Here is a 23,968-nt window from a genome sequence, read left to right as displayed (position 1 = left end):
CACGCAGCTGACCTTCTCCCCGCCCGGCACGGGCCTTCGCAGGCATCCGTGCGAGGGGCGAGAAGTGATCACCGGCTGCTGCCGGACGGGCACCGCTCCCCCGGGCCGCCTCGCGGCAGGACCGGGCTACTGCGCTCCAGGCATCAGCGTGGCCGGCTGGGCCGGGCCCACGCCCGTCGCCTCCGTCTTCGGGTTGCGCCGCTGACGCCTCGCCACCCAGGTGGCGAACCAGGAGAGCAGCATGCACATCCCGATGTAGATCGGCGAGATCACCATCACCACGGGGATGAAGGGCAGATCGTAGTCGAGGTTGGACGCGATGAGCTTCCCCGCGTGAAGAAATTCCTCGTACGTGATCAGGTAGCCCAGCGAGGTGTCCTTCAGCGCCACCACCAACTGGCTGATGATGGTGGGCAGCATCGCGCGCACGGCCTGCGGGGCCAGGACGAAGGTCGTGACCTGCGTCTTGCGCATGCCCAGGGCGGACGCCGCCTCGCCCTGGCCCCGTTCGACCGAGTTGATGCCCGTACGGAACACCTCGGCGAGCACCGAGCCGTTGTAGAGCGTCAGTCCGGCGACCAGGGCGGGCAGCGGCTGGACCTTCAGCGCCACGAAGATGAAGAAGATCATCACCAGGACCGGCATGGCACGGAAGAACTCGACCAGGATCGTCGCCACCCAGCGCACCGGCCGGTGGTCGGAGAGCCTGCCCACCGCGAGGACGGCACCGAGCGCCAGCGAGAGCACCGCGGCGTAGGCGAACGCCTTGAGGGTGTTGCCGAGCCCGCGCAGGAGCAGCTCCTGGATGCCCTTGTACTCGAAGGGCGTCCACTTGGCGCTGGTGAACTGGTCGGTGTCGAAGAGCAGATAGATCACCCAGCCGACCAGGGCAAGGATCAGGGCCGTCGAGACGATCCCGTACACGCGGTGCCGCTTGCGGGTCTGCGGTCCGGGGATGTCGTAGAGCACGGTCGCGCCGGCGGCGGAGTGAGCGGTCATCGGGCGACTCCCCAGCGCTTTTCCAGCACGTTGAAGATCGCGCTGATGGTCAGAGTGATGATCAGGTACCCGACGGCGATCCAGACGAAGGTCCAGATGATGCTGTAGCCCAGCTCGTTGAGGGTTTTGTAGGTGCCGAGCAGCTCGGTGACGCTGAACGCCCCGGCGATCGCCGAGTTCTTGGCGAGCGCGATGAGCGTCGAGCCGATCGGCGGGATCACCGAGCGGAACGCCTGCGGAAGCACCACGTTGCCGAGCGTCTGACCGAACGTCATGCCGAGACTCCGCGCCGCCTCGCCCTGCCCGGTGGGCACGGTGTTGATGCCGGAGCGGAGCACCTCGCAGATGAACGCGGAGGTGTAGCAGCCGAGCGCGAGGATCGCGAAGACGTTGAACGGCAGCACCAGGCCGAAGCGCGGCAGACCGAGCAGCACGGCGAAGAACAGCAGCGTCAGCGGGGTGTTGCGCAGGACCGTCACCCAGACCGTGCCGATCACCCGGAGCGAACCGACGGGCGCCACCCGGAAGGACGCCATCAGGAATCCGACGGCCAGTGCCAGGAGCGAGGCGTAGAAGGTTAGCTCGACGGTGCCGAGGAAGCCCTTGGCGTAGAGCGAGAAGTTGTCGGTGAGTACGTACATGTGTCGTGGCCCTCCTCTCAGTTCGCCGGGTAGCGGTCGATGGGCGGCGGCTTCGGCGCGGGTGTCCCGGAGAGGCCGAGCGTCGCCTCGAAGGCCTTCTTCCAGTTGCCGTTCTTCTCGTTGGTCTCCAGCGCGTCGTCGAGCGCGAACCGCAGCGCGTTGTCGCTGCGCGGGACGCCGATGCCGTACGGCTCCTCGGAGAACGGCTTGCCGACGACCTTCATCTCGTCGGGGGCCTTCGCGGCGAAGCCCAGCAGGATCGCGTCATCGGTGGTGACGACGTCGACCTGGTACGTCAGCAGGTTGTCGACGCAGATCGAGTACGTGTCGTAGGCGACCAGCTTCGCCTTCGGGTAGTCGGCGGCGATCCGCTGGTACGGGGTCGAACCGGCCGCCGAACAGACCGTCTTGCCGGCCAGGTCCTGAGGTCCGTGGATGTCGTCCTCGTCGGTGCGGACCAGCAGCCCCTGACCCGCCATGTAGTAGGGGCCGGCGAATCCGACGAGCTTCTTGCGCATGTCGTTGATGGTGTACGTGCCGACGTAGTAGTCGATCTGCCCGTTCTGCAGGGCGGTCTCGCGGTTGGCGGAGGCGATCGTCTTGAACCTGATCGTCTTCGGATCGAAGCCCAGCGAGGCGGCCATCATCCGGGCGATCTCGATGTCGAAGCCCGAGTAGACGCCCGATGCCGGGTCCTTCTCGCCGAGGTAGGGCTGGTCCTCCTTGGCCCCCACCCGCAGATAGCCGCGCTTCTTCGCCTGCGTCCAGGTCCGGGAGTCCGGCAGCCGGAAGCCGGTGTCGACCTTGTAGACCGGCAGCGCCCCGGCCTGCGGGCCCTTCACCGGCGGGCTGCCATCCTTCCCGCAGCCCGCGGCGAGCACGGCCAGCAGGAGACCGGCACAGGCGGCCAGCAGTTTTCTCGTACGCAACACAGGGCCTCCCGTCAGTGCTTGAGGATCTTGGACAGGAAGTCCTTGGCGCGGTCGCTCTCCGGGGCGGTGAAGAAGTCCTCCGGGGTGCGGTCCTCGATGATGCGGCCGTCGGCCATGAAGACCACACGGTTGGCCGCGGAGCGGGCGAAGCCCATCTCATGCGTGACGACGACCATGGTCATGCCCTCGCGGGCGAGCTGCTGCATCACCTCCAGCACCTCGTTGATCATCTCCGGGTCGAGGGCCGAGGTGGGCTCGTCGAAGAGAAGCGCCTTGGGGTCCATGGCAAGGGCGCGGGCGATGGCCACGCGCTGCTGCTGGCCGCCGGAGAGCTGGGCGGGGTACTTGTCGGCCTGACCGACGAGCCCCACACGCTCCAGCAGTTCCCGGGACCGCCGGTCGGCCTCGCCCTTGTTCCGTTTGCGGACCTTGAGCTGCGCCAGCGAGACGTTCGCCAGCACGGTCTTGTGCGCGAACAGGTTGAACGACTGGAAGACCATGCCGACTTCGGCCCTCAGCTGCGCCAGGCCCTTGCCCTCCTCGGGCAGGGGTCTGCCGTCGATGGAGATGCGGCCCGACTCGATCGTCTCGAGGCGGTTGATGGTCCGGCAGAGCGTCGACTTACCGGAGCCGGAGGGGCCGATGACCACCACCACCTCCCCGCGGCCGACGGTGAGATTGATGTCCTGCAGTACGTGCAACTTTCCGTAGAACTTATTGACGCCATGCAGCTCGATCAACGGATCGACGGCCATACGCTGCCCTACCCACTTATCGCTTTGTCGAGGTCAGCGCAAACTATCCGCCCCGGAAAGGGACTTCACACCCGACACGCGTAAATGGGTCATAAGGCGTTTTATCGCGCCGCGCGGTGCGCGCGGCCGGGGCTCACCCCTCGGCCGACTCCGAGTAGACCTGCGAGAGCTCGGGGCTGCCCGTCATCGCCCAGTCGAGTCCGGCCGCGACCACATCGATCTCCCGCCCCGAGGCGAGGCGCACCACGGGCTGACCGCTCGGCCAGATGTGCCAGAGCGCGCCTTCGACGTTGCGCACCAGGACGGTGCCGAGATAGAGCCCCGCGTCGTTGCCCAGCCAGGGCAGCTCCTCCGGATCGTCGCGCCAGCGGGGCGGCAGCTGATCCAGCGCCGCCAACGAGGCCGGAGTGTCGTCGAGTTCGAGCCCGCGCTCCCCCACCCGGACGCGGAGCAGCTCACATTCGGCGAGCATTTCGGCCACGCCTTCCGGATCGGCCTCGACGGCGGCTGCGAGCCCCGCCTCCCGCGTTCCGTCGTGACGCTTACGCCAGTTGTCCAAGAAAGGGATGTTCATACCGCTCAGGGTCCCATCCCTGCCCGGATCCGCACCACAGGGCGCGCGGCCTGTCGTTCGCGCGCCCAACACCCCCCGTACACCTCGCGTTCCGGATTGCTGGAGGCCGTACGGGCTCAGAGGACTGCTGGTGGCCGGCGCTCACCTGGCCGTACGGGCTCCGAGGACTGCTGGAGGCCGGACAGGCTCAGAGGTCGAGGTCGACGACCACGGGGGCGTGGTCGGAGGCGCCCTTGCCCTTGCGCTCCTCGCGGTCCACGTAGCTGTCCTTGACGGCGGCGGTGAACGGGGCGTTGCCGTAGACGAGGTCGATGCGCATGCCCTTGTTCTTCGGGAAGCGCAGCTGGCGGTAGTCCCAGAAGGTGTACGGGCGGTCGTACTTCAGCGGGCGGGGCATCACCTCGGCGAGGCCCTCCTCGCGCAGGGCGGCGAGGGCGGCCCGCTCGGCGGGGGTGACATGGGTCGAGCCCTCGAAGAGCGCCGGGTCCCAGACGTCCTCGTCGGTCGGGGCTACGTTGAAGTCACCGAGGACGGCGAACGGCAGCGCCCCCGCCGCGTCCGACGCCACCGCCTTCTGCAGCGCTTCGAACCAGCGCAGCTTGTACGCGTAGTGGTCGTGCGCCACCTCGCGGCCGTTCGGCACGTACACCGACCAGAGACGGACCGGGCCGCAGGTCCCGCTGATGGCCCGGGGCTCCTGCACTCCCTCGAAGTCGGGGCCGCCGGGCAGCCCCGACACGACGTCGGTCAGGCCGACGCGGGAGATCAGCGCCACCCCGTTCCAACGGCCCGTGGCGTGGACCGCGGACTCGTAGCCGAGCTCCCGCAGCGCGTCGGCCGGGAACTGCTCGGGCGTGCACTTGGTCTCCTGGACGCACAGCACGTCCGTGCCGCTGCTCTCCAGCCAGGCCAGCAGCCGGGGCAGGCGGGCGGTGATCGAATTGACGTTGTAGGTGGCGATGCGCATGTACGTAAACCTAGCGGCTCCCACTGACAGCGGCGGGTGAGGCGGCGCCCGTCACAGCCCCGTCGACTCCCCCGGGGTCATCCGGGCATGGTCGGCGCCGCCCAGACTGCCGATCTGGCTGTCGTAGATGGGACGGGCCAGATCGGTGAGCAGCGCGTCGTGGATGTCGATGGCACGGCGCGGCCCGACCTCACGGACGTAGTCGATGACCTCGGAGATCTTGTTCCAGGGGGCCATCACCGGGAGCATCAGCGTGTCGACCGGCTGCTCGGGCACGGTGAGGGCGTCGCCCGGGTGGAAGACGGACCCGTCGACCAGGAAACCGATGTTCGTGACGCGCGGGATGTCCGGGTGGATCACGGCGTGGAGTTCGCCGTGCACCTGGACGTCGAACCCGGCCGCCGAGAACGTGTCGCCGTGTCCGACGGTGTGGACGCGCCCGGGGAAGGCTGCCGCGAGCTTCCCGGCCACACTGCGCAGCGTCCAGATCTCGGCGGCCGGGTCGGCCGCCATGCCGGCCCGCAGCCGCTCCTCGTTGAAGTGGTCGGGGTGCTCGTGCGTCACCAGGATCGCCTCGGCCCCGATCGCGGCGTCCTGCTCGGAGAACCCTCCCGGGTCGATGACGAGCGTGCGCCCGCCCTTCTCCAGCCGGATACAGGAGTGGGACTGCTTGGTCAGCGTGAGCGCGATCGGCTCGGGGTTCTGGTCGTCCATACCGCCCATCCTGCTACGCGGGCGGCGTCGTTTCCGCGTGAATCACCGACTGGGCGATCGTGAAGGCGGCGCTCGCGGCGGGAATCCCGCAGTACACCGCCGTCTGGAGGAGCACCTCCCTGATCTCGGCCGGGGTCAGGCCGTTGCGCAGGGCGGCGCCGACATGGGCGGCCAGGCCCTCCAGGTGCCCGGAGGCGACCAGAGCGGTGAGCGTGACGGTGCTGCGGGTGCGCCGGTCCAGCCCTTCCCGGCTCCAGACCTCGCCCCAGGCGTAGCGGGTGACGAGCTCCTGGAAATCGCCGGTGAAGTCGTCGGCTGCGGCCATGACCCCGTCGACATGGGCGTCACCGAGCACCTCACGGCGGATCTTCATGCCCGGCCCGTACGGATCGGCCCGCCCGCCGGTCTCCGCCTCGGGCTGCGCGGTGGCGGCGGTGAGCTCCGCGACGGGCAGCACGGGGGCGGACAGCCTGGGGGCGAACGAGGGCGCGGGAATGGCTGCCTGGGTGTCCTGCCAGGCATCGGAGAAGTGCGTGAGCAGGAGATCGGTGACGGCTCCCGGCTGCTCGACCGGGGCCAGGTGGGAGGCGCCCGGGACGAGGGCGAGCCGCGCGTCCGGTATGCCCGCCACCAGCGTCCGGGCGTCGCCGGGCCCGGTGACCTGGTCCTCGGCGCCGACGAGGACGAGCGTGGGGACGCCGATCCTGCCGAGTTCGCCGCGGATGTCGAAGGCGGCGAGGGCCTCGCAGGCGGCGATGTAGCAGCCGGGATCCGTGGTGCGGACCATCTGGACGGCCCATTCGACGATCGCCGGCTGCGCGGCGGCGAAACCGGGCGTGAACCAGCGCTCCGGCGCGGTGCGCGCCATCGGCTCCAGCCCGTTGGTCCGTACGATCACCCCGCGCCGGCGGAACTCGTCGGCGCTGCCGAACCGGGCGGACGAGGCCACCAGAGCCAGCGAGGCGACCCGTTGCGGGTGGCGCAGCGCCAGGTCGGCGCCGATCGCACCGCCGATGGAGCAGCCCGCGTACCCGAATCGCCGCACCCCGAGCCCGTCGAGGGTGGCCACCAGCCGGTCGGCGAGCTCCCCGACAGCACTGCCGGGGTGCGCGGGCGCGCCGCCGTGCCCGGGAAGGTCGTAGCGGAAGACTCTCCAGTGCTGGGTGAGCTCGGGTATCTGCCGGTCCCACATGTGCCATGTGGTACCGAGGCTTGGTCCGAGCACCAACACAGGTGCGTCCTCTGGCCCATCTACCTGGCACTTCAACGTTTTGCTGTCTGTCTGACTCACAGCCCTACGCTCCCACGTCTCACCGGCATCTCACGCACCCCCCTCCTGAGCACTGTGAAGACCGCCCCATGTCGTAGCGGCTCCACGAAGATCCTCTACGTCCGGCTTCACGTACCAACGCTTGGTGGTCTTGACGTTGGTGTGCCCCCGCCCATCGTGCCAGCAAGTGATCCGGCACCCCATGGTTGGCCAAGTAGGTGAAGCACGATGCACGAGCGTCGTAAAGGCGCACACGACGCAATTCCGCCTCTTCCATGAGCTTGTACGCTCGGGTGCGGAGTTGCTTGGTTGTGTGGACCTCTCCGGCCTCATTCACGCAGATGTAGACGGAGTCCAAACAGTCCTCCCCCAGTGCCAATTTCTCAGCCGCCTGGAGAGCCTTGAACCTCTTCAATGCTTCCTTTACCGGGAGAGGCAGGGCGGAACGAAGGTTCCCGTGTTCTATTCGTGCTCGATCCGGGATATCTCCACCTTTACCTCTTTCGCTGTATCCTTAGTGATGGTGAGTTGCTTACGCTTACCGTTCTCGTGCTTTCCGATCCCGATAACTGCGCGATAGCGAACGCTGCCGGACGCTAGGACGATCTTCTTCGGTTCGGGCATCAACCCCACCTTTCAGCGTGTCAGTACTACAACCAAGCGACGTTGCTGCATCGCATCCACAACGAGCATCCAGTTGCATGCGTGTCTGGCAAGGGACCACCTCACGCTGGGCGAAGGCCCCCTTCGGCTCCGTCCTTCGCCAGGACCCCCTTGGCGCCCTCCATGTTCGCGACGATCGCCGGTTTGGCCAACCGGCGATCGTCGGCTACGGTCCGCCGGCCAGGCCGGAGATCGGTTATCAAAATGACTCCTCAGATACCCCTCGGGGAGCCGCTACCAGAAACCTTCTGTCCGGAGATGTTGTACGTTGACATACCTTCGGAAGGCGTTCCAGTCCTTTGCAGCTCTTTCTCGTATGCCGTAGGCGAACGAAACTGCTACCCAGAGTCACCTCAGCCCGGTGGCAACAAACTTCCCACTCCTACTCGCGGATATCTTCGGTGCGCAGACACTGGGCGCCTGGGCGTACGCAGGCGCTGCCCACGCAACCGCCGCGTGGAGCAAATGACGCCACCGACGCCAGAGGATCAGCCCATGAAATTCATGAAACCCGCTCCTGCCTGAGAAGCTGTTGTCTTTCAGCCTGTGGTAGCCACGTTTCCGCTGATCAGGCGCGAAGTGGTCTCTTCTGCAGTAGAGATGACACGTCGTGTTTTCTCTTCGGTGGAGATGCCGGATGCCGTCTGTGCTCGGTTGATCGAGGATCGGGAGGTCGCCGCCCGGCAGCGGGTGGAGTCGCAGCGGGGCGAGCTGGACCGGCTCGTTGCCGAGCTGGAGGAGGCGGAAGTCGCGCGAGATCGCCTGGTGATCGCGAAGGAGATGGTAAGTCAGGTGCTGTCGGGAGTCCCGCGAGGCCAAGGACCTGAAGGTTTCCGGGGATGCCCGTCCGATCGAGTCGGAACCGGCGGCGTCCGGGGCGGTGCCCCATTCGATGGTTCCGGTGCGGCGGGAGGGGCTAGATATGACGGTACTGTCGCCGGACTATCAGCGGATCATGCACGTCCTCGCCGAGGGTGAGCGGTCCGATGAAGGGCCGGCGATCTGCCGGCAGGTCGCCAGGCTGGACCTCGAGCCGGTTCCGGCGAAGATCGAAGGGGTCCGGCCGAAGGCGAAACGTTTGGCCGCGCGGCGTTGGCTCGTCGAGAACAATCCGGGCTCCTTCAGCGTCGCCGCTTCGCGAGCCGACGGCTCATGACCATGGTCATCGACCACATCACCATCGCCTCGGCCGTCTCAGTCCGCCTCTCGTAGTCGCGGGCCAGGCGGCGCGAACGCATCAGCCACCCGAACGTCCGCTCCACCACCCACCCGCGGGGCAGCACCACAAGGCCCGAAACATCCGCATTGCGTTTAACGACCGTGAGCGTCAGACGCAACACCTTCGCGGCGAAGTCGACCAGCGGCCGGTGTAGCCGCCGTCGGCCCAGACCAGCCGCAGCAGGAAGAACCGTGCCGCCAGCCGGGCCAGCAGAATCTGGATGCTTCCCGGTCGGTCACGTTCACCGCGGTGACCATGACCGTCAGCACAGCCCTGTCGTGCCGACACGATGTGCCGCTTGCGGCCGGTGATCTTCTTCCCGCCGTCGGAGCCGCGTGATGAGGCGGGCACGGACGCGGCGCGGCCTTGACCGACTGGGCATCGATGATGCCCGCGGTCGGCTCCGGATCCCAGCCGGCCGCCTCGCGGACCTTCCCACGCAGCCGCTCGTGGAACTCTTTGACCATGCCCTTGTCCCGCCAACGGCGGAAGAACGTGTAAGCCCGCTCCCAGGCGGTTATGTGGAATCTGACTTGTCAAGGTCATTTGGCAGTGCCAGGGACTGCCGGCCCGCACTCTGAGGGAAGGTGGGCGACGACCAAGGCGACTGCGTCACGCGGGTTGTCAGCCTCTCCGATGTCCGCCGGCCCTTGAGGCGAGCGGGTCTTCCACCAGGTGACGCGGTATCTCCCGTCCACGGGAGTAACCACTGGAACGTCGTGGGTGTAGGGAAAGCCGGTGCAGCGGCTGAAGTTCAGTGACCTGTGGCTGTGGAAAGGGAACAAGGCTCGCAGCTGTGGCTGGGCGTAAGACGCTTCGATGAGGTCGTGGTCGACGTGTGACGCCGCGGTCTGACGGTAGATCGCCCACATGGTCTCGACGGCGGTGCCGCGTTCGTGGGCCTCGGTGAGCGGGCTGTAGCGGACGAACGGGCATGCGGATCGAAGATCTTCCAGGTAGGCGCCGGACTGCCAGACCCCGGTAGCCGTGGCAGCCTCGCTCAAACTGGTTGTCGTGCCCTTGGCCATCGCGACACCGCGTTCCCAGAAGCTCATGACGAAGCAGCGGTCTTGGATACCCAGGTGAACGCTCGTCGTCCGGCTGTCACTGTCCGCCCGAGCTCCTGATCGCTTCCACCCTGGAGCTCGCTCCGGGAGCACGTCGAACCGATATCCAGCCTGGTCAACGGCTTTCTGCAGGGCGATCTGGAGCGTGCCGTCCTGTCCGAGTTCAGGATAGAGACTGGCCAAGTCCGGGGCAGGTTGAGACGTCACGCTTTGCCCTTCAGTTGGTGCCGCCGGTCGTGAACGGCTCTTCGTGGCTCCTCGCCGGCTGTTTGCTGTGCCGGACCTCGACAACGGGAAGCAACGTGGCCGTCGCGGGTATTCCGAGCTGGCGTGGCGTGGGTCTGTCAAAAGAGCGGTGTAACTGGGGTTGTTGAGGGTTACTGGCGCGCCGCGGAGAGGCGGCCGTCGAGGTGATATCGAAGGCGTTCAGGGCGGTCTTCCAGCGCATGGTCCAGCGGGCCTGGCCCTTGCCGGTCGGGTCCAGCGACATGATCGCCATGTAGACGCACTTCAAGGCGGCCTGCTCATTCGGAAAGTGCCCGCGAGCCTTCACCGCCCGCCGAATCCGGGCGTTCACCGACTCGATTGCGTTCGTCGTGCAGACGATGCGGCGGATCCCGGTGTCGAACCGGAGGAACGGAGTGAACTCCTCCCAGGCGTTCTCCCAGAGCCGGACGATCGCCGGATACTTCTTGCCCCACGCGTCGGCGAACTCCGCGAACCGCTCGAGTGCGGCTTCCTCGGTCGCCGCGGTATAGACGGGCTTGAGGAGCTTGGCGATCTTGTCCCAGTCCTGGCGGGCGGCATAGCGGAAAGAGTTCCGCAGCAGGTGGACCACGCAGGTCTGGACAGTGGTGCGGGGCCAGACGGTCTCCACCGCGTCGGGAAGCCCCTTCAGCCCGTCGCATACCAGCATGAGGACGTCGTTCACGCCGCGGTTCTTGATCTCGGTCAGGATGTGCATCCAGTGCTTGGCACCCTCGCCGCCATCGCCGGCCCACAGTCCCAGAATGTCCCGTCGGCCCTCGACGGTGACGGCCAGGGCAACGTAGATGGGCCGGTTCGCCACCGCGCCGTCGCGGCTGGGCCTGCCTCACCTGGCCGAGGCCCTCACTCAATACGCTCAGCGGGCTGACGAGGCAAAGATGGGCTACCTCGACTTCATCGACCTGGTCCTCTCCGAAGAACTCGCCGTCCGTGAAGACCGCCGCTTCCGCACAGGTCTACGGATCTCGAAGTTGCCTCACCACAAGACGCTGGACGACGACGACTTCGCGTTCCAGCCCGAACTCGACCCGCGCAAGGTCAAAGACCTCGCCACCCTCTCCTTCATCGAGGCCAAGGCCAACGCCGCCCTCCTCGGCCCGCCGGGAGTGGGCAAGACGCATATCGCCGTCGCTCTCGCGGCCTGCCGGGCCGGCTACTCGATCTACTTCACCAGCCTCGACGACATGGTCCGCAACCTCAAGACCGCCGAGGCCGCCGGACGGCTGACCAGCAAGCTCGGCAGCTACCTCCGGCCAGCCGTCCTCGTGGTCGACGAGGTGGGCTACCAGCCCCTCGAACGCGCGGAGGCCACCCTGGTCTTCCAGGTGATCTCAAAGCGCTACGAAAAGGACTCCATCATCCTGACCTCGAACAAGACATTCAGTGAATGGGGACAGGTGTTCGGCGATGAAGTCCTCGCCACTGCCATCCTCGACCGGCTCCTCCACCACTGTGACGTCATCTCCATCAACGGCCCCAGCTACCGGCTCAAGAACCGGCTCGCAGCCATCGAACGCGACCGCAACGACGCAGCCTGAAGATCGCGCCAGCGGGCCTGTCTTGACCGGCCAAGGTGCTGACCTGGGCGCCACTTACGCCCTCGTCGTTGTTCCCCGCAGTTTCTCCACCGATGGGGTGCGTGCAGGGCAGGTCCGTCTTGCTCTTCCTCGGCCCTCTCCAGAGTGCTGATTGCCCGGCGGCGCCAACGAGTGATGGCTACAAGGGCAATCACCCCGCACAGCAGGCCGACCAACGGAACACCCCAGGCTGCGGCTACGAACAGGGTCCCGAGTGACGCCCCCTCTCGGAGCGAGCGTGGCCAGAGGCCGCGCCTGGGGGGCGGGTCTCCTGGCCCTGTTCGTCCGCTGTTCGCGGTTCTGTTTTCAGGGCGGCCGGGAGGTGTGTGGTGCGGTCCTGCCGCGCTGCTGTGCGGAGCGCCGCGATGACGGCCGCGGTCGTCGGGTTGGTTGTTTCGGTGTGGCGGGTCGCGGCGAACAGGAGCCGCTGGATGGGATGGTCCTCGATGGGGGTCGTGCGGATTCCTGGTGTGGTCGGGTCGATGGCCGTCTGGGGGATGAGCGCGGTGGCGAGGCCGGCTCGGGCGAGCGCGAGTTGGGCGGCGATGTCGGCGGTGATGTAGCGGGTTGTGGGGGTGAAGCCGGCTTGGTGGCAGGCGTGCAGGATGGCCTGTCCGCAGTCCGTGGTCGCCGGTGGCACGACGAGGTGGTGCGTGGCCAGTTCGCCCAAGCCGACGGGCCGTTCGTGGCATCCGTCGGCGGATTCGTCGCCGGCGGTGACGACGCGCAGCGGGTCATCGAGCAGCGGTGAGACCGCGATGCCTTTGGGCGTGGTCTCCGGCAGGTGGTGGTAACGCTGTCCCAGCACCACGTCGACGGTGCCGAGCGTGAGTTCGCGCAGTTGCGCCTGGTCGGTGACGAGGCAGGTCACGGCGAGCTGCGGATGGTCCGCGCCCAGCGCGGTGAGTGCGGGGGCCACGATCGTGGCGACGGTCGACGGCAGCGCGGCGAGCGTGGCGGTGGCGCCGACCTTGCCCTTGACCGTCGCGACGGCGCACTCGGCTTCCTCCATGGCGGCGAAGATCCGGTCGGCGTGTGCGAGGAGGACGCGGCCCGCCTCCGTGAGCGCGACGGTTCGCCCGTCGGGACGCAGCAGATCGACCCCGACGTCGTGTCTCAGTGCGGCGAGCTGTTGAGACACGGCACCGGCGGACAGCGCCAGTGACTGGGCGGCCGCAGTGATGGAGCCGCGGGCGGCGACGGTCTTGAGCATGTGCAGACGGCGGATATCGAGCATGACTCGATAGATTACCTAAAGAGTTTCATCAGAAATTCTTCCCTTGACCTGCTGAGTCAAGGTGGGCGATCTTCTGCGTATGGAGATCTTCGACTGCATCGCCGCCGTGGTCAGGCCGGTCCACGACTTCGGCGACGAGTTCATGTCCGACGAGGCCACCGCCGCCATCGGCCGGCGCGCCGGATTCCCGCCAGGACGCGGCTTCTACTGCCGCGGCCGGTTCGGGGTGCTCGGCGAGGCACCGGCCCCGGTGGTCCACGCGGTGCAGGGGTTTCTGGGTCCCGATCTCGTCGTCACCGGTTGGCGGGCCGGCCGGCCCGTGATGCCGGCGGAGGATGCCGCCGCCTGTTACGCAGAGGCGGTCCGGACGTGGGGGCGCGCCCACATCCCCGCCGACGGCGACGCCGAGCATTTCAACCGCCTGGCACAGCGACTGATCGACGCCGCCGACGCCGACGCGCTGCCCCTGTTCGCCGGCTGGCGCGCGCAGCCCGTGCCCAGCGACGACCCGGTCGGGGCGGCGATGCAGCGCATCCACGTCCTGCGGGAACACCGCGGCGCCTGCCATCTCGCGGCGGTACGCCTGTCCGGGCTGAGCGCCCGGGAGGCGATGGTCGTCAACCTCGGCGTCGAGCAGGCGACCCACTACGGCTGGCGCGAGCCGGGTCCGGCCGCCGCGGCCCTTATCCCCCGATGGCGGCGCGCCGAGCAACTCACCGACGAGCTGCAGGCACCGCTCTACGCCACGCTCACCGCCCGGCAGCGTGCCGAGTTCGCCCGACTGGTCGACGCGTTGACTAGCGCCCAGAATCCTGACCGTACGTCGCAGACACCGGCAGGCACACGAAAGGACTGCTGACCGCGGCCATGCCTCTCGGGCGAACAGCGCGCATTCGAGCAGGCCGGGCGACGCGCCGGGCGGCCAGCAACTGTTGGCGTCCAGCTTCCGGGCGGCGGCGTGTGTTCGCGTCCACCCCGCACAGGCACTCCTCGTTCTGGCCGGTCAGACCTTCAGGATCAGCGCCTACCGGCCGCAGAGCAAGAGCCGGGTCGAGCGGCAGGTACTGATCGTCCGCCATCACGTCGAGATCCGGGCAACGAACTCCCAGGTCAAGCTGCATTCCGCCCACGGCGCCACGTTGCTGGCGACCCGTTTCCGGCCATCGGCCGCGGTGCCCGCGTCGTCGACGAGTCCCACGGGGACGGCCTGCCCACCAGCAAGGGACGCTGGACCACCACCGGCGACATCCCGGTCCAGCCACGCCACGAGCGGCCGCGGGGCGAGGAGGCCGGGCCCTTGCAGGCCTGCTGAACTGGTGAACATGGTGACCGCGCTGCACGAGCGCCAGATCGGGTTCACCTCCCTACACGACAAGCCCGACCGGAGCACTCGGTGATACCCGCCCAGTAGCGCATGAAGGGGGCGGCGCCCGCCCTGGCCGCCCGCAGCGCCGGAGAGCCCTTCGGTCCCTTACGACGGTGCCACCGACGACGTCGACGCGCAGGACCGGCGTCGCGCCCCGAACCAGACAACCGGCCCACGGGGCGCTGACACACAATGTGGCAGAACGCCTGACATTTCCGTGGCAGACGACAGAGGCTTCGCACTGACAGCGGTGGGTACATCCGCAAGCATGGACGCCGGCGCATGGATATCGCTGATAGCTACGGGGATCGTCTTGCTCATCGGGGCGGGACTCATCTGCTACGAGCATTGGGGATCGGGCTCGAACCAGAGCCGGGAGGATGACCTCGGTCCGGACAACACCAGCGGCGGAGGCGGAGGCGGCTGACATCCACTGTTCGGCCGAACCGCCTCCGCCCGAACCTCCCGTCGATCTCACGACCGCGCTGCAGCAGAGCGTCGAACAACGCCCTAACTCTCGTCGGACTCCCATCTCGATAGATCGGTGCCTTGGGTTCAGCGTTGCCGCTCCAGGGTGAGGACGGCTGCAGCGATTGACGACACTCGATTCCGGCTGCACCGGGCCCTGCGAAAGATCCGCCACGACTTCAGCCGTGCGACGCCCCGCTCGACCGGAGCCGGTGCCGCGGACAGCACGCGGTTGACGGCCTGTTGGGTGGGCGTGAGGCCACGGCCCGGTGGGCGTCTGTGGGGCGTCGTCGCCCACGGTCCGGCTCCCATGTAGGCGCGCTCGGCCAGGACTGGAACGCCCTGACGCTCGCAGATCCGTGATGATCCGGTGAGTACGGGCCGCGGTCAGTTCGTGCGTGCCGCCAGGCAGTGCAGACGCCGGGCGGGACGCCGGATTCTCCTGCGCTTGGGCCAGGGTCTTGCTCTGGGGGCCGGCGGCCGTCCCCAACCGCCACCTGACGCAGGTAGTACCGGTACGCGGACCCCTTACTCACTGGCTTGAACGGCATCATGCAACCCAGGGGCACGATCGCGGGGCGTTCATCGCGGCCGGAGCTTCAGGAAGGGTGCGGTCCAGCCGGTGGCTCGGATCCACTCGGCAGGTCCAGGGTGGCCGGCTCGATCGAGCGCACCACCGCGAGGTCCGAAGGGTATTCCGCCTCCTCCGCGAACTCGGGGAACTCGGGGAACTCGGGGAACTCAGCCTGCCGCGGGAACGTCCGAGGGCGTGATCGGCGGGTTCGGCCCGGTCAGCTGCCTCTCTTTTGAGTGCGCCGGCGGCGTGCTGATGGGCTCGGACGATGGCCGAGTCGACCGACACGGTCCAGTCGATGTCGTCCTCGGCCTCGGCTGCGGCTGCGGCTGCGGCTGCGGCTGCGGCTGCGGCCAGGAGAGCGGCGAGGATGCGTTCCCCGGTGCCGTCGACGGCCCATCTGATCAGGCGCTTATGAGCCCCTGGAAAGGGCCGAGTTGGTCCGGCAGGTCTCGCCACAGCGAGCTGGTGCGGTACTTCCACGCGATGGCCTCGAGTGTCCGGCGGTGGTCGGCCCACCGCCGCCCGCGAACCGAATCAGCCGGTATCAGCGGCGCAGTCCCGCCCCTCATCGCATCAGTGATCACTAATCGGACGGACATATCCAGCCAACTGAGCAACCGGACAGGCAGGTATGTGTCAGGACCGCCGGTCCCAGGCCGGAAGTTCGGCGGCGGTGACAATGCTGCGGACGCCCAGGTCCGCCCGCCGAGCCGGGGCCGTCTGGTCAACGACGACGGAGCAGCCGGCCCACTGCCCGCCGCACTCCTCGACCATCGACCGCACGGCCGACGCCTGGCTACCCGTCTCGATCCAGTCGTCGACCAGCAGCACCCGGTCCTCGGGGCCAACCGCCGCCTGCTGCAGACGCAGCTCCTGGCGAGTACCCCTGTAGTCGGGGGCGCTGCGCCGGGTGACCTTCTTCCCCGGGAAGATCCCCTCGCCCTTGCGTACCGCGACGAAGCCGACGCTGAGCTCGACGGCCGTAGCAGCGCCGAGCAGGAATCCACGCGACTCGATGCCGCAGACGGCAGTGACGCCGTCTTCGCGGAACGGCCCGGCCAGTTCGCGGACCACCCCAGCCAGCGCCTCGGGGTCGCGGAAAACCTGCCAGACGTCGGCGTGGCCGCCGATCCAGCGGAAGTGTTCAAGGACCAAGCCGCGCGCGTGAGACATCATGCTTGCGAGTCTGCGGACGGGCTGACAGTCCAGGCAACCGGATTCTCCGTTCGGGGAAGGGTCTTGACCCGCCTGTCGGCGATTGACGGCTATCTGTCGGTGGCCTGTCGGCAGGTGCTGCGATCTTTAGGTGAGACGTGGTCAGCGGCACCGTGAGTGCGCTTGCCTGAGCCGCCCGAGGCGCATCCGCCTGACCAAACCAGAAACAGAAAGACCGCCTGGAGCCGACCCGACCAGGAGCAACACTGCTGCCCGACGGGACTCGCGATCGCCAACCTGCTCCGCCGCGCCGCCAAACCCCGGCCCTCCTCCAGGGGCAATGCCCCTCGACAGCGATCTCGGTTCCCCCGGCACCCCGCGGCAAGGGCCGGGGTGGTGCGAGGTGCGGGACAGAGAGCGTGACCGGCTCTGCGGGTCATGCGCGGCATGACGTGGCTGTGCGACGGCCGGCGTAGCTCCCGGTCCCGATGCGGAGTCGGCGGTGACCTCGAGGCCTCGGCAGCCTCGGACAGCCTTTCTCTCCGTGGACGGCCGAGCCCGCAGCCGCACCACGGGCCGCCCATACCGCCCTATGCGCAAATGATCGTGGGGCAGCGTTTAAAAGCACCGGCACGGTAAACATGGCTCTTGACAGTTTCTTTATACGACCAGGCAGGAGAGGCAACATGGGCATCATTGCGTGGATCATCATCGGACTGCTCGCGGGTCTCATCGCCAAGGCGATCATGCCGGGCAAGGACCCGGGCGGCGTCATCATCACCATGCTCATCGGCATCGCCGGGGGCCTCCTCGGCGGATGGCTCGGCAAGGTCATCTTCGACGTCGACTCCATCGACGGCTTCTTCGACCTGTCCACGTGGATCGCCGCCATCATCGGCTCGCTCATCCTCCTCGCGCTGTACCGGCTCATCACCGGAAACCGCCGCCACACCTGATCCCCACCCACCGTGAAGCGGCCCCGCCCAACCCGCAGGGCCGCTTCACGCGCAACGGATAGCCCGACCACGGCCAGCCACGCGTGAACCATCCCACTGCCGGTTCGAAACACGGCGAATTACAGCAGAACACCCTCTGATGGTTTCAAGTCCCTCAAAGAAGACCAAACCATCTCGTTTATCGCTGAGCATGGGCAAAGGGCCTGCAGGCGGCGCGGGAACCCCAGGAGCAGCCCGCCTGCGGGACTGAGTGCGGGGGTCGGCGCGTCCACCGCTGCGGCAAGGGCAGGGCGGGCCGGTGACGCTTTGCGTCGCGCGGACAAGCCGCCGTGGCGCAGTAACGTACGGGGCGCTGCGCCCTCATGGTCGCTGACCACAGGCTGCAAGCTCGCCGTCTGGCGCGGCAGGGAGGCTTGTGACCCGGCCGAGGCTGTCCTTGAACGCCTGCCCGACCGGATTGCCTTGGATGAGTCCAGCCCGCTCGTCATCCGTCGGCCCCCGGTGGTGTGGCCGCCGGGGTTGTCGGCGATGCGGCTGGCGACTCGCTTGTCTCCGGCGCTGGTCAAGGCTGCTTCTGCTGCCTCGCCCGACCTGCCCGAGCACCCGGACTATCCCCGTATTCTCACTGTCTTCAAACGAGGCCACCGGCCCCCTCCGGGCCCTCGACGTCTGCGAAGCCCTCGACCACGATCTACGCGCTGGCCGATACCCAGGTCCGCCAGGCCGCGATCCCGGTCGTCGCCGAGGCGGCGGAAGCCGTCGTGGCCAAGGCTCGCGCGACCGTGTTCGCCGCCGAACTGCGCGCGGAGGGCGATCCGGCCCGATCTGCCGACTGCCACCGTCGACTCCCATGACTTCGGCAACAGCCCCTAGAGCGGGGGAGGAGCGGGTGATGGGTGGTTGTATTCGGGCTCCCCGCTCTCGAGTACGCGGAGCAGGTAGGCGGTAACTACGCGTGCTCCGCTGCCGATGTGGAGCACACGGCAGGGGAACTTTCCCTGGCGGACGAGGTCGTAGTCTTTCGCGCGAGAGAACCCGAAGGCTTTGGAAGCATCTGCCACGCTGCTGGTGCCACCCCAGGTGGCACGGATGTGCATGGGGCTGTGCGCGGGGCTTCCGACATGCGCTTCGGCGGTTGCTGGGCTCACGTGGTGGCTCCTGAGGTGGATACGCGTCCCTGACGCTGTGAACGGGGGCGGTCTGCGCGGTCGTGACAGGCTCTCCGCCAACGAGTTATCGGTTGCCTCCCCGAATCGACCGCGAGATATCCATGGTGCGTGGAAAGGCCGGTTTGGCTAACCGGTGTTCTCGGGCTATGTTGCCCAGCCTTCGGACGGACCGGACCTAGCACCGCGCCGCAGTTGGCTGTTCACGGGCCCGTTGCCCCAGGTGCAGCGCTTCCGTCCTCTTGGCCAGCTGACCGGACGCTTGTCCCGATGCGGGCAACAACGCTGAGGGCCAATACACCTAGGCAGTTTCGTTTGGATCACCGCGCCGACCAGAGGAAGATGCCTGCGATGTGGAGTCCGGCCAGGTAGATGGTCGCGGTCTTCTCGTAACGAGTGGCGATACCCCGCCACTGAGTGCTGAGGGCGCGCTAGCTCCGGAGTTGGGTGAGTTGCCCGTTGCGCCCCTGCTGCCCGGAGGATCTCGGCAGTGTCAGGGTGAGGGCCGCTGTTCGCCCAGTCCAGCGGGGACTTGCCTGTGCCGTGGTCTTCGCGAAGGTTGGGATCGGCGCCATGCGTCAACAACTGCCGGATCGTTTCGGTGTGCCCCAGCAGGCGGCTGCGCAGAGCGGTGTGCCCTCAGAGCCGAGGCCGCTGCTTTCGGTGTCGGGAGGAGCCCCGGCTTCCATGAGCAAACGAGCTATCTCGGCTTCGCCCTGCACTGAAGCCAGGTACAGCGGAGTGGTGCCGTCACTGTTCCGTCTCTCTGGACGTGCTCCACTGCTCAACAGGGCCTTCGTGCGCATGGCGTCACCTGCCAGGACTGCTTCGAAGAGGTGGCGGGAGAGCTTCTTCTGCTGGCGCTGCTTCATAGCCGGTGAGGCTAGCGATTTTGAGTACGCCGGATTCATATCCATACGTTGATCCCCGCGACCAGCACAGTGGCTTCGTAGCGGACGGCGAGTTTGTCGTATCTCGTGGCCACGGCTCGGTGTCGCTTGAGGCGATTGATCCCGCACTCGACCGCGTGGCGCTCGCGGTAGTCGGCCGGATCGAAATGCGGCGGCCGCCACGGGAGCCGAGCTTCTGGCGGTTGCGTGCCTGGTCTGCCTTGTCGGGATGGTGCAGCGGATCCCGCGGCGGCGCAGGTAGGCGCGGTTTTGGCGGGAGGCCTACGCCTTGTCGGCCCGCACGCGATCGGGGCGGACGCGTGGCCGACCCGGCCCGAGGCGGGGCACGCGAACCTTCTCCAGCACGGGTTCGAACTGCGGTGAGTCCCCGCGCTGCCCGGCGGTCACCACGATCGACATGGGCTTCTGGCCTTGCTCGACGGCCAGGTGCAGCTTGGTGGTGAACCCGCCGCGCGAGCGTCCCAACCCGTGATCATTCGGCTCGGTGAGCACACCGCCCGGTGGTTCCTTCTGCAGATCACCCTGCTTGCGGCCCCGGCCGCATGCTGATGAGCGCGGCACACGGTGGAGTCGACGCTCAGGTCCCACGTGATCGCGCCTTTCGCGTCGGCCAGGGACTGGAGCCGGGTGAGGATCCGGTGCCACGTGCCGTCCCGCTGCCACCGACGGAACAGGTCGTAGACCCGGTTCCACGGTCCGTATCCGACCGGGATGTCCCGCCACGGAACTCCGGTTCGGACCCGGAACCGTATGCCGTCGATCAGTTGCCGTCGAGGCCAGATCGGTGGCCGCCCCGCCCTGGCACCCTTCGGCAACAGTGGCTCCAGCACCGCCCACTGTTCGTCTGTGAGATCTCCCCGGCCCATGATCTGTGATCGTTCACAACCCAAGATCCACTTTCGATACATGGCCTAACGCTTCTGCCGGATGCCGCCTTGCACGGTGGACCTCCGCCCACTCCTGGCGGCAACCGCCGGGAGACCCACGGCGCACGCCGACCCGAAACTGCGGGTGGAGTACGCGCTGACACCCCTGGGCCGCAGCATCCTGGAGCCGCTGGACGCCGCGTGCCAATGGGCGACCGAGCACTGGGACGAGCTACTCGACGCCCGCGAGGTCAGCACCTCCCCCATCGGCTGACGCGACACCGCGTCGGCGGGCCGCAGCCGGTCGCTACTGGTCAGAGGCGTGTGGGGTGGTGAACAGGTCCTGGAGGGTTTGTGCTGCCAGGTTGAGCAGCCAGGTGTGGGCGGGGTCGTTGTCGTAACGCTGGTGCCAGAGCAGATAGAGGGGAACGGGCGGCAGGTCGAATGGCAGCTGAAGCGTCGTCAGACCCAGCTGGTCGCGGGCGGAGCGGGTGACCGCGTCGGGGAGGGTGACCACGACGTCGGCGTCACGGGCGAGCTGCAGCGCTGTGTCCATCGCGGGGGCCGAGACGATGACACGGCGCTCGTGGCCGAGGGCGGCGACGACCCCGTCGACCCGGTCGCGCAGGCTTCCACGCCGGGAGACGGTCACGTGATCGGCGGCCGCATACCTCTCGACGGTGACCGGCCCTTCGGTGAGCGGATGACCCGCCCGGACAGCGAGGATGATCCTGTCCTGGCCGATAAGGCGGTGGCGGATATCGGGCTGAGACGGCGGGTCGGCACTTGAGGCCACATCGACCTCCCCGCGACGCAGCTCAGGGGTGTCGTGGCCGGGCTCGACCGTGAGACGTATCTTCACCCCAGGGGCCTGGCGGTGCATCGCGGCGACGAGTGCGGTCCCGCAGGCGGTGGTGAGGGCGTCGTGCAAGCGGACGGTAAACACCCGCTCCAGGGCCGCCAGGTCGAGGTCCATACGGGGGGACAGCAACTGGTGAGCTTGCTGCACCAGGGCATGGACCTCGGTGCGCATGGCCAGCGCGCGGGGGGTGGGCGTCATGTGGCGTCCGGTGCGGACCAGGATCTGATCGCCGGTGGCTTTGCGAATACGCCCCAGTGAACGGCTCATCGCCGGCGCGGTGACGTGAAGCCGGGCCGCGGCCCCGGCCACACTGCCTTCCTCCAGCAGCGCGTCCAGGGCCGTGAGCAGATTCAAATCCAATTGCATAACGGTAATCATACAAGTGAAAAACATGCACCTGGTGTTAATAGTGAGGGCTTTTATCTTGGAGATGCGGGTCCGAAAGGAACACCCAATACCCACCCACTTCTGCCGAATTCGGCAGGGAGCCCATGACCACAGCCACGCCTGGCCTCGGCACCACGCCTCTCCCCCCGGCGACCACCGCGATGGCGGATGCCTGAGCGACCTGCGGGGGTTTTTCGCGCCCGGGCGAGACGGCGGTCGTGGGGCGCGGCTGTGCCGGGAGGACGAGGTATCCGGAGAGTGGGGAGGATCGAGTGCCTCCGCCGCGGACCAGCGTCGATGTCCTCGCGCTAGCTGTTCTGCCCACGGAGGTTGGGTGCGGGACGCGATCCCGCAGTGCCGACCACACCTCGTCGGGCGAGGGACGCTGCCCCAGCCGTTGGGAGGCAGCCTGAGCCTGTGTTCGTGGGCCCGGCTCGTGCAGCACCCTTCGTATGGCCGAGGTCACAGCGGCGGAATTCTCACCGGAGACGACACCGGCTCCGAAGTCCGTGACCGCGGCGGCCACGATCGGCTGGTTCGCGATGCGCGGCACGAACGCCATGGGCAGGCCGCGGGAAAGCGTGGCGAGCGTGGTCCCCGAACCACCGGCGGCGACCACCGCCTGGACCCGGTCCAGCAACTGTCCGATGGGAGCGAACGGGACGGCGCGCACCCGGCCGGGGTCACCCTCGACGGCCTCCGGCGCGGTGGTGAACCCGGTGGTCACCAACGGGTCTGCCCCGGCGTCAAGGACACCCCGGACGGCCGCGTTGAGCAGCGTCAGATCATCCACGACCGTGCCGAGAGTCACCAGCACCACCGGGCGCGCCCCGTCGAAGGCCGGGATGTCGGCCATCTCGGTGGTGTCGTGGGGGGTTGCCCGGAGCGCGAACGCATGCCGTCGATCGTGGTGGCCGGGCTGTGCACGAAGGTCACCAGCGGTATGCCGAGCCGTCGCGCGACCAGGGGTGCGACGTAGTCCCACATCTCCGCGACGATGACGTCCGGGCGCTCGTCGATGGCCAGTGCGTACAACGCGTCGAAGGCCATGTCGGCCCGGATCGTCGTGAACAGGGCCACGTTCGCGTCGAGCACCTTGGAACTGTCGCTCCGGTAGCCGAGAACGCCTTCCCCGAGGCGGCGGTCGGTCTCGGCGAGCAAGTCGGGCAGCGAGGGCCCGAGGGCACGCGTCGTCAGGTCGCCGGCGGCCCCGTGCAGATCCTCCGAGGCGGCGACGACCACCTCGTCTCCGGCCGCGACGGCGGCTTTGGCCAGCGGGAGCATCGGCAGCAGGTGTCCGTACGGTGGTGAAGAGCGCTTTCATGACAGCACGGGTGCCCCTTCGAAGAATGCATAGCATGGTCTGTTCATCAGAGCGAGCTCTGATGAACAGTGGCAGGTATGGTCACTGATATGTCAGACGTGCCGAACGAAGCTGCCCCTGTCGGCAGGAGAGCCGAATACGCCCAGACCACGCGCCGCGCCATCCTCGACGCCGCCCGCGAATTGTTCGTCCGCAAGGGCTACTTCGGTACGAAGGTGGAGGAGATCGCCCGGACAGCCCGGGTCGCGCCGGCCACCGTGTACGCGGTCGGCGGCGGGAAGAACGGGTTGCTGCGCACGCTGGTCGAGTCCGGCACCACCGCCGAGGACATCCCGGCGATCCTCGCCCTGATCGAGTCGTTCACCGAGCCGCGCGAGCTGATCCGTTTCATCGTGCGTGCCACCCGCGCCAAGTTCGAGGAGTGGTCCGACCTGATGCGGCAGGTCGCCGCCGCCGCACCGCAGGAACCGAAGGTGCGGGAAATCCAGCAGATCGCGCACCAGAGCCTGCGCGGCGGGCTGGCCCTGACCGCGGACCGGCTCGCCGCGATGGGCGCGCTCCGCGCGGGTGTCGACGCCTCAAGGGCCACCGACCTGCTCTGGATCTATCTGTCCAACACCGCGTACTTCGTCCGCACCGACGATCTCGGCTGGTCCCTGGACGAGTCCGAGGCGTGGCTCGACGAGACCCTGCCCGCCGTTCTGCTCGCTCACGGGGGCACGCCAGGCTCTATGTGTGGCTAGCCGTTGCTGCAGTTCTCAGTGGATCTCAGCAATTCCGGCGTTTCTGCCGGAATGGTCCGTGACGGTGTCACCAGAGCGCGAGTTGCGCCTCGGTGTCCTCTTGACGGTCTCCCGTTTCTGTCCCGCCTCTGGGGCTGGGGATTGTGCCACCTGCCCGCCCCGCCCACGCCGTACTCGGTGGTGAGGCGGGTCGTCAGTTTGTGGAGGGTGTCCTCGCACAGGTTCGCCACCCGGACTTCGACGCCGTGCCGTCGAGCATGTCGACGACGGCCGGTCTCCTCATCGGCCGTCCCCACCGGTGGGGT

Annotated in this window: 22 protein-coding genes and 5 pseudogenes; 6 read left to right on the top strand and 21 right to left on the bottom strand. The window is 67.8% G+C overall.

Annotated elements, in window-relative coordinates:
- Positions 1 to 126 precede the first annotated feature (126 nt).
- The 8 genes from ABTX18_RS34460 to pcaDC all read right to left on the bottom strand — a co-directional run bounded on the left by ABTX18_RS34460 (position 127) and on the right by pcaDC (position 6,873).
- A complete protein-coding gene (locus tag ABTX18_RS34460) occupies positions 127 to 999 on the bottom strand; it encodes an amino acid ABC transporter permease (RefSeq protein ID WP_352126741.1) in 873 nt (290 codons plus the stop codon).
- A complete protein-coding gene (locus tag ABTX18_RS34455) occupies positions 996 to 1,640 on the bottom strand; it encodes an amino acid ABC transporter permease (RefSeq protein ID WP_352126740.1) in 645 nt (214 codons plus the stop codon). The genes ABTX18_RS34460 and ABTX18_RS34455 overlap by 4 nt, the downstream gene beginning before the upstream one ends.
- Positions 1,641 to 1,657: 17 nt before the next feature.
- Entirely contained in the window at positions 1,658 to 2,569 is a 912-nt protein-coding gene (locus ABTX18_RS34450) for a glutamate ABC transporter substrate-binding protein (RefSeq protein WP_352126739.1), read from the bottom strand.
- Positions 2,570 to 2,583: 14 nt separating this feature from the next.
- Positions 2,584 to 3,327: an amino acid ABC transporter ATP-binding protein gene (locus ABTX18_RS34445; RefSeq protein ID WP_352126738.1), complete on the bottom strand. Its 744-nt coding sequence runs from the start codon at positions 3,325 to 3,327 to the stop codon at positions 2,584 to 2,586.
- A gap of 133 nt (positions 3,328 to 3,460) precedes the next feature.
- Positions 3,461 to 3,901 carry a DUF6278 family protein gene (locus tag ABTX18_RS34440; RefSeq protein ID WP_352126737.1) on the bottom strand — a complete coding sequence of 147 codons (441 nt, stop codon included), beginning with the start codon at positions 3,899 to 3,901 and terminating at the stop codon, positions 3,461 to 3,463.
- 187 nt (positions 3,902 to 4,088) lie between these two features.
- The gene (locus tag ABTX18_RS34435) at positions 4,089 to 4,868 is read right to left on the bottom strand and encodes an exodeoxyribonuclease III (RefSeq protein ID WP_352126736.1); all 780 of its coding nucleotides are present in this window, start codon (positions 4,866 to 4,868) and stop codon (positions 4,089 to 4,091) included.
- Between the two features lie 51 nt (positions 4,869 to 4,919).
- Entirely contained in the window at positions 4,920 to 5,591 is a 672-nt protein-coding gene (locus ABTX18_RS34430) for an MBL fold metallo-hydrolase (RefSeq protein ID WP_503061257.1), read from the bottom strand.
- A 4-nt stretch (positions 5,592 to 5,595) separates the two neighbouring features.
- Complete coding sequence (pcaDC, locus tag ABTX18_RS34425) at positions 5,596 to 6,873, bottom strand: bifunctional 3-oxoadipate enol-lactonase/4-carboxymuconolactone decarboxylase PcaDC (protein ID WP_352126734.1); 1,278 nt, start codon at positions 6,871 to 6,873, stop codon at positions 5,596 to 5,598.
- Positions 6,874 to 8,437: 1,564 nt separating this feature from the next.
- On the opposite strand from pcaDC, the gene ABTX18_RS34420 reads away from it, so the two are divergent.
- The gene (locus ABTX18_RS34420; protein WP_352126733.1) at positions 8,438 to 8,671 is read left to right on the top strand and encodes a hypothetical protein; all 234 of its coding nucleotides are present in this window, start codon (positions 8,438 to 8,440) and stop codon (positions 8,669 to 8,671) included.
- On the opposite strand, the gene ABTX18_RS34415 is transcribed toward ABTX18_RS34420, so the two are convergent.
- From ABTX18_RS34415 to ABTX18_RS34400, 4 genes and pseudogenes are all read right to left on the bottom strand, one after another.
- On the bottom strand, positions 8,637 to 8,753 hold the full coding sequence (locus ABTX18_RS34415) for a hypothetical protein (RefSeq protein ID WP_352126755.1): 117 nt from the start codon (positions 8,751 to 8,753) through the stop codon (positions 8,637 to 8,639). The two genes, ABTX18_RS34420 and ABTX18_RS34415, sit on opposite strands and share 35 nt — an antisense overlap.
- An 89-nt stretch (positions 8,754 to 8,842) precedes the next feature.
- Complete coding sequence (locus tag ABTX18_RS34410) at positions 8,843 to 9,085, bottom strand: hypothetical protein (protein ID WP_352126732.1); 243 nt, start codon at positions 9,083 to 9,085, stop codon at positions 8,843 to 8,845.
- Positions 9,086 to 9,276: 191 nt separating this feature from the next.
- Positions 9,277 to 9,984, bottom strand: coding sequence for a DUF6193 family natural product biosynthesis protein (locus tag ABTX18_RS34405; RefSeq protein WP_352126731.1), 708 nt, complete (start codon positions 9,982 to 9,984; stop codon positions 9,277 to 9,279).
- Positions 9,985 to 10,180: 196 nt separating this feature from the next.
- A pseudogene (locus ABTX18_RS34400) lies at positions 10,181 to 10,882 on the bottom strand (IS256 family transposase); the annotation flags it as partial.
- On the opposite strand from ABTX18_RS34400, the gene istB reads away from it, so the two are divergent.
- Entirely contained in the window at positions 10,854 to 11,606 is a 753-nt protein-coding gene (istB, locus tag ABTX18_RS34395; protein WP_352126730.1) for an IS21-like element helper ATPase IstB, read from the top strand. The pseudogene ABTX18_RS34400 and the gene istB overlap by 29 nt on opposite strands.
- Positions 11,607 to 11,841: 235 nt before the next feature.
- Here the strand turns inward: istB and ABTX18_RS34390 are convergent, their stop codons facing one another.
- Positions 11,842 to 12,882, bottom strand: a complete 1,041-nt coding sequence (locus ABTX18_RS34390; RefSeq protein WP_352126729.1) for a LysR substrate-binding domain-containing protein — start codon at positions 12,880 to 12,882, stop codon at positions 11,842 to 11,844.
- A 79-nt stretch (positions 12,883 to 12,961) separates the two neighbouring features.
- Between ABTX18_RS34390 and ABTX18_RS34385 the strand changes: the two genes are divergently transcribed.
- A complete protein-coding gene (locus ABTX18_RS34385; protein ID WP_352126728.1) occupies positions 12,962 to 13,741 on the top strand; it encodes an SCO6745 family protein in 780 nt (259 codons plus the stop codon).
- Between the two features lie 1,062 nt (positions 13,742 to 14,803).
- Here ABTX18_RS34385 and ABTX18_RS34380 read toward each other — a convergent pair.
- From ABTX18_RS34380 to ABTX18_RS34370, 3 genes and pseudogenes are all read right to left on the bottom strand, one after another.
- Positions 14,804 to 15,131: pseudogene (locus ABTX18_RS34380) on the bottom strand (transposase family protein); the annotation flags it as partial.
- Positions 15,132 to 15,452: 321 nt separating this feature from the next.
- Positions 15,453 to 15,892: pseudogene (locus ABTX18_RS34375) on the bottom strand (transposase); the annotation flags it as partial.
- Positions 15,893 to 15,929: 37 nt separating this feature from the next.
- Positions 15,930 to 16,469: a phosphoribosyltransferase family protein gene (locus tag ABTX18_RS34370; RefSeq protein ID WP_352126727.1), complete on the bottom strand. Its 540-nt coding sequence runs from the start codon at positions 16,467 to 16,469 to the stop codon at positions 15,930 to 15,932.
- A gap of 665 nt (positions 16,470 to 17,134) precedes the next feature.
- Here ABTX18_RS34370 and ABTX18_RS34365 point away from each other — a divergent pair.
- On the top strand, positions 17,135 to 17,404 hold the full coding sequence (locus tag ABTX18_RS34365) for a GlsB/YeaQ/YmgE family stress response membrane protein (RefSeq protein ID WP_352126726.1): 270 nt from the start codon (positions 17,135 to 17,137) through the stop codon (positions 17,402 to 17,404).
- A gap of 1,625 nt (positions 17,405 to 19,029) precedes the next feature.
- Here ABTX18_RS34365 and ABTX18_RS34360 read toward each other — a convergent pair.
- Positions 19,030 to 19,442, bottom strand: a pseudogene (locus ABTX18_RS34360) (ankyrin repeat domain-containing protein); the annotation flags it as partial.
- A 35-nt stretch (positions 19,443 to 19,477) separates the two neighbouring features.
- Positions 19,478 to 20,347, bottom strand: a pseudogene (locus ABTX18_RS34355) (IS5 family transposase).
- A gap of 76 nt (positions 20,348 to 20,423) precedes the next feature.
- Between ABTX18_RS34355 and ABTX18_RS34350 the strand changes: the two are divergent.
- Positions 20,424 to 20,621 (top strand): winged helix-turn-helix transcriptional regulator, encoded by a 198-nt coding sequence (locus ABTX18_RS34350; protein WP_503061256.1) that lies wholly within the window; start codon positions 20,424 to 20,426, stop codon positions 20,619 to 20,621.
- A 33-nt stretch (positions 20,622 to 20,654) separates the two neighbouring features.
- Here ABTX18_RS34350 and ABTX18_RS34345 read toward each other — a convergent pair whose 3' ends face one another.
- From ABTX18_RS34345 to ABTX18_RS34335, 3 genes are read right to left on the bottom strand one after another with little or no spacing between them, the layout of a single operon-like run.
- Positions 20,655 to 21,575 (bottom strand): LysR family transcriptional regulator, encoded by a 921-nt coding sequence (locus ABTX18_RS34345; protein WP_352126725.1) that lies wholly within the window; start codon positions 21,573 to 21,575, stop codon positions 20,655 to 20,657.
- A 37-nt stretch (positions 21,576 to 21,612) separates the two neighbouring features.
- Positions 21,613 to 22,452: a glycosyltransferase gene (locus tag ABTX18_RS34340; protein WP_352126724.1), complete on the bottom strand. Its 840-nt coding sequence runs from the start codon at positions 22,450 to 22,452 to the stop codon at positions 21,613 to 21,615.
- Positions 22,404 to 22,880 (bottom strand): glycosyltransferase family protein, encoded by a 477-nt coding sequence (locus ABTX18_RS34335; protein WP_352126723.1) that lies wholly within the window; start codon positions 22,878 to 22,880, stop codon positions 22,404 to 22,406. Before ABTX18_RS34335 ends, ABTX18_RS34340 begins: the two co-directional genes overlap by 49 nt.
- A gap of 129 nt (positions 22,881 to 23,009) precedes the next feature.
- Here ABTX18_RS34335 and ABTX18_RS34330 point away from each other — a divergent pair, with 129 nt between their 5' ends.
- Positions 23,010 to 23,663, top strand: a complete 654-nt coding sequence (locus tag ABTX18_RS34330) for a TetR/AcrR family transcriptional regulator (protein ID WP_352126722.1) — start codon at positions 23,010 to 23,012, stop codon at positions 23,661 to 23,663.
- Positions 23,664 to 23,968 lie beyond the last annotated feature (305 nt).

The sequence above is a fragment of the Streptomyces sp. NPDC096323 genome (genome assembly GCF_040302845.1).
Lineage (GTDB): Bacteria > Actinomycetota > Actinomycetes > Streptomycetales > Streptomycetaceae > Streptomyces.
This window is presented reverse-complemented; position numbering and strand designations above follow the sequence as displayed.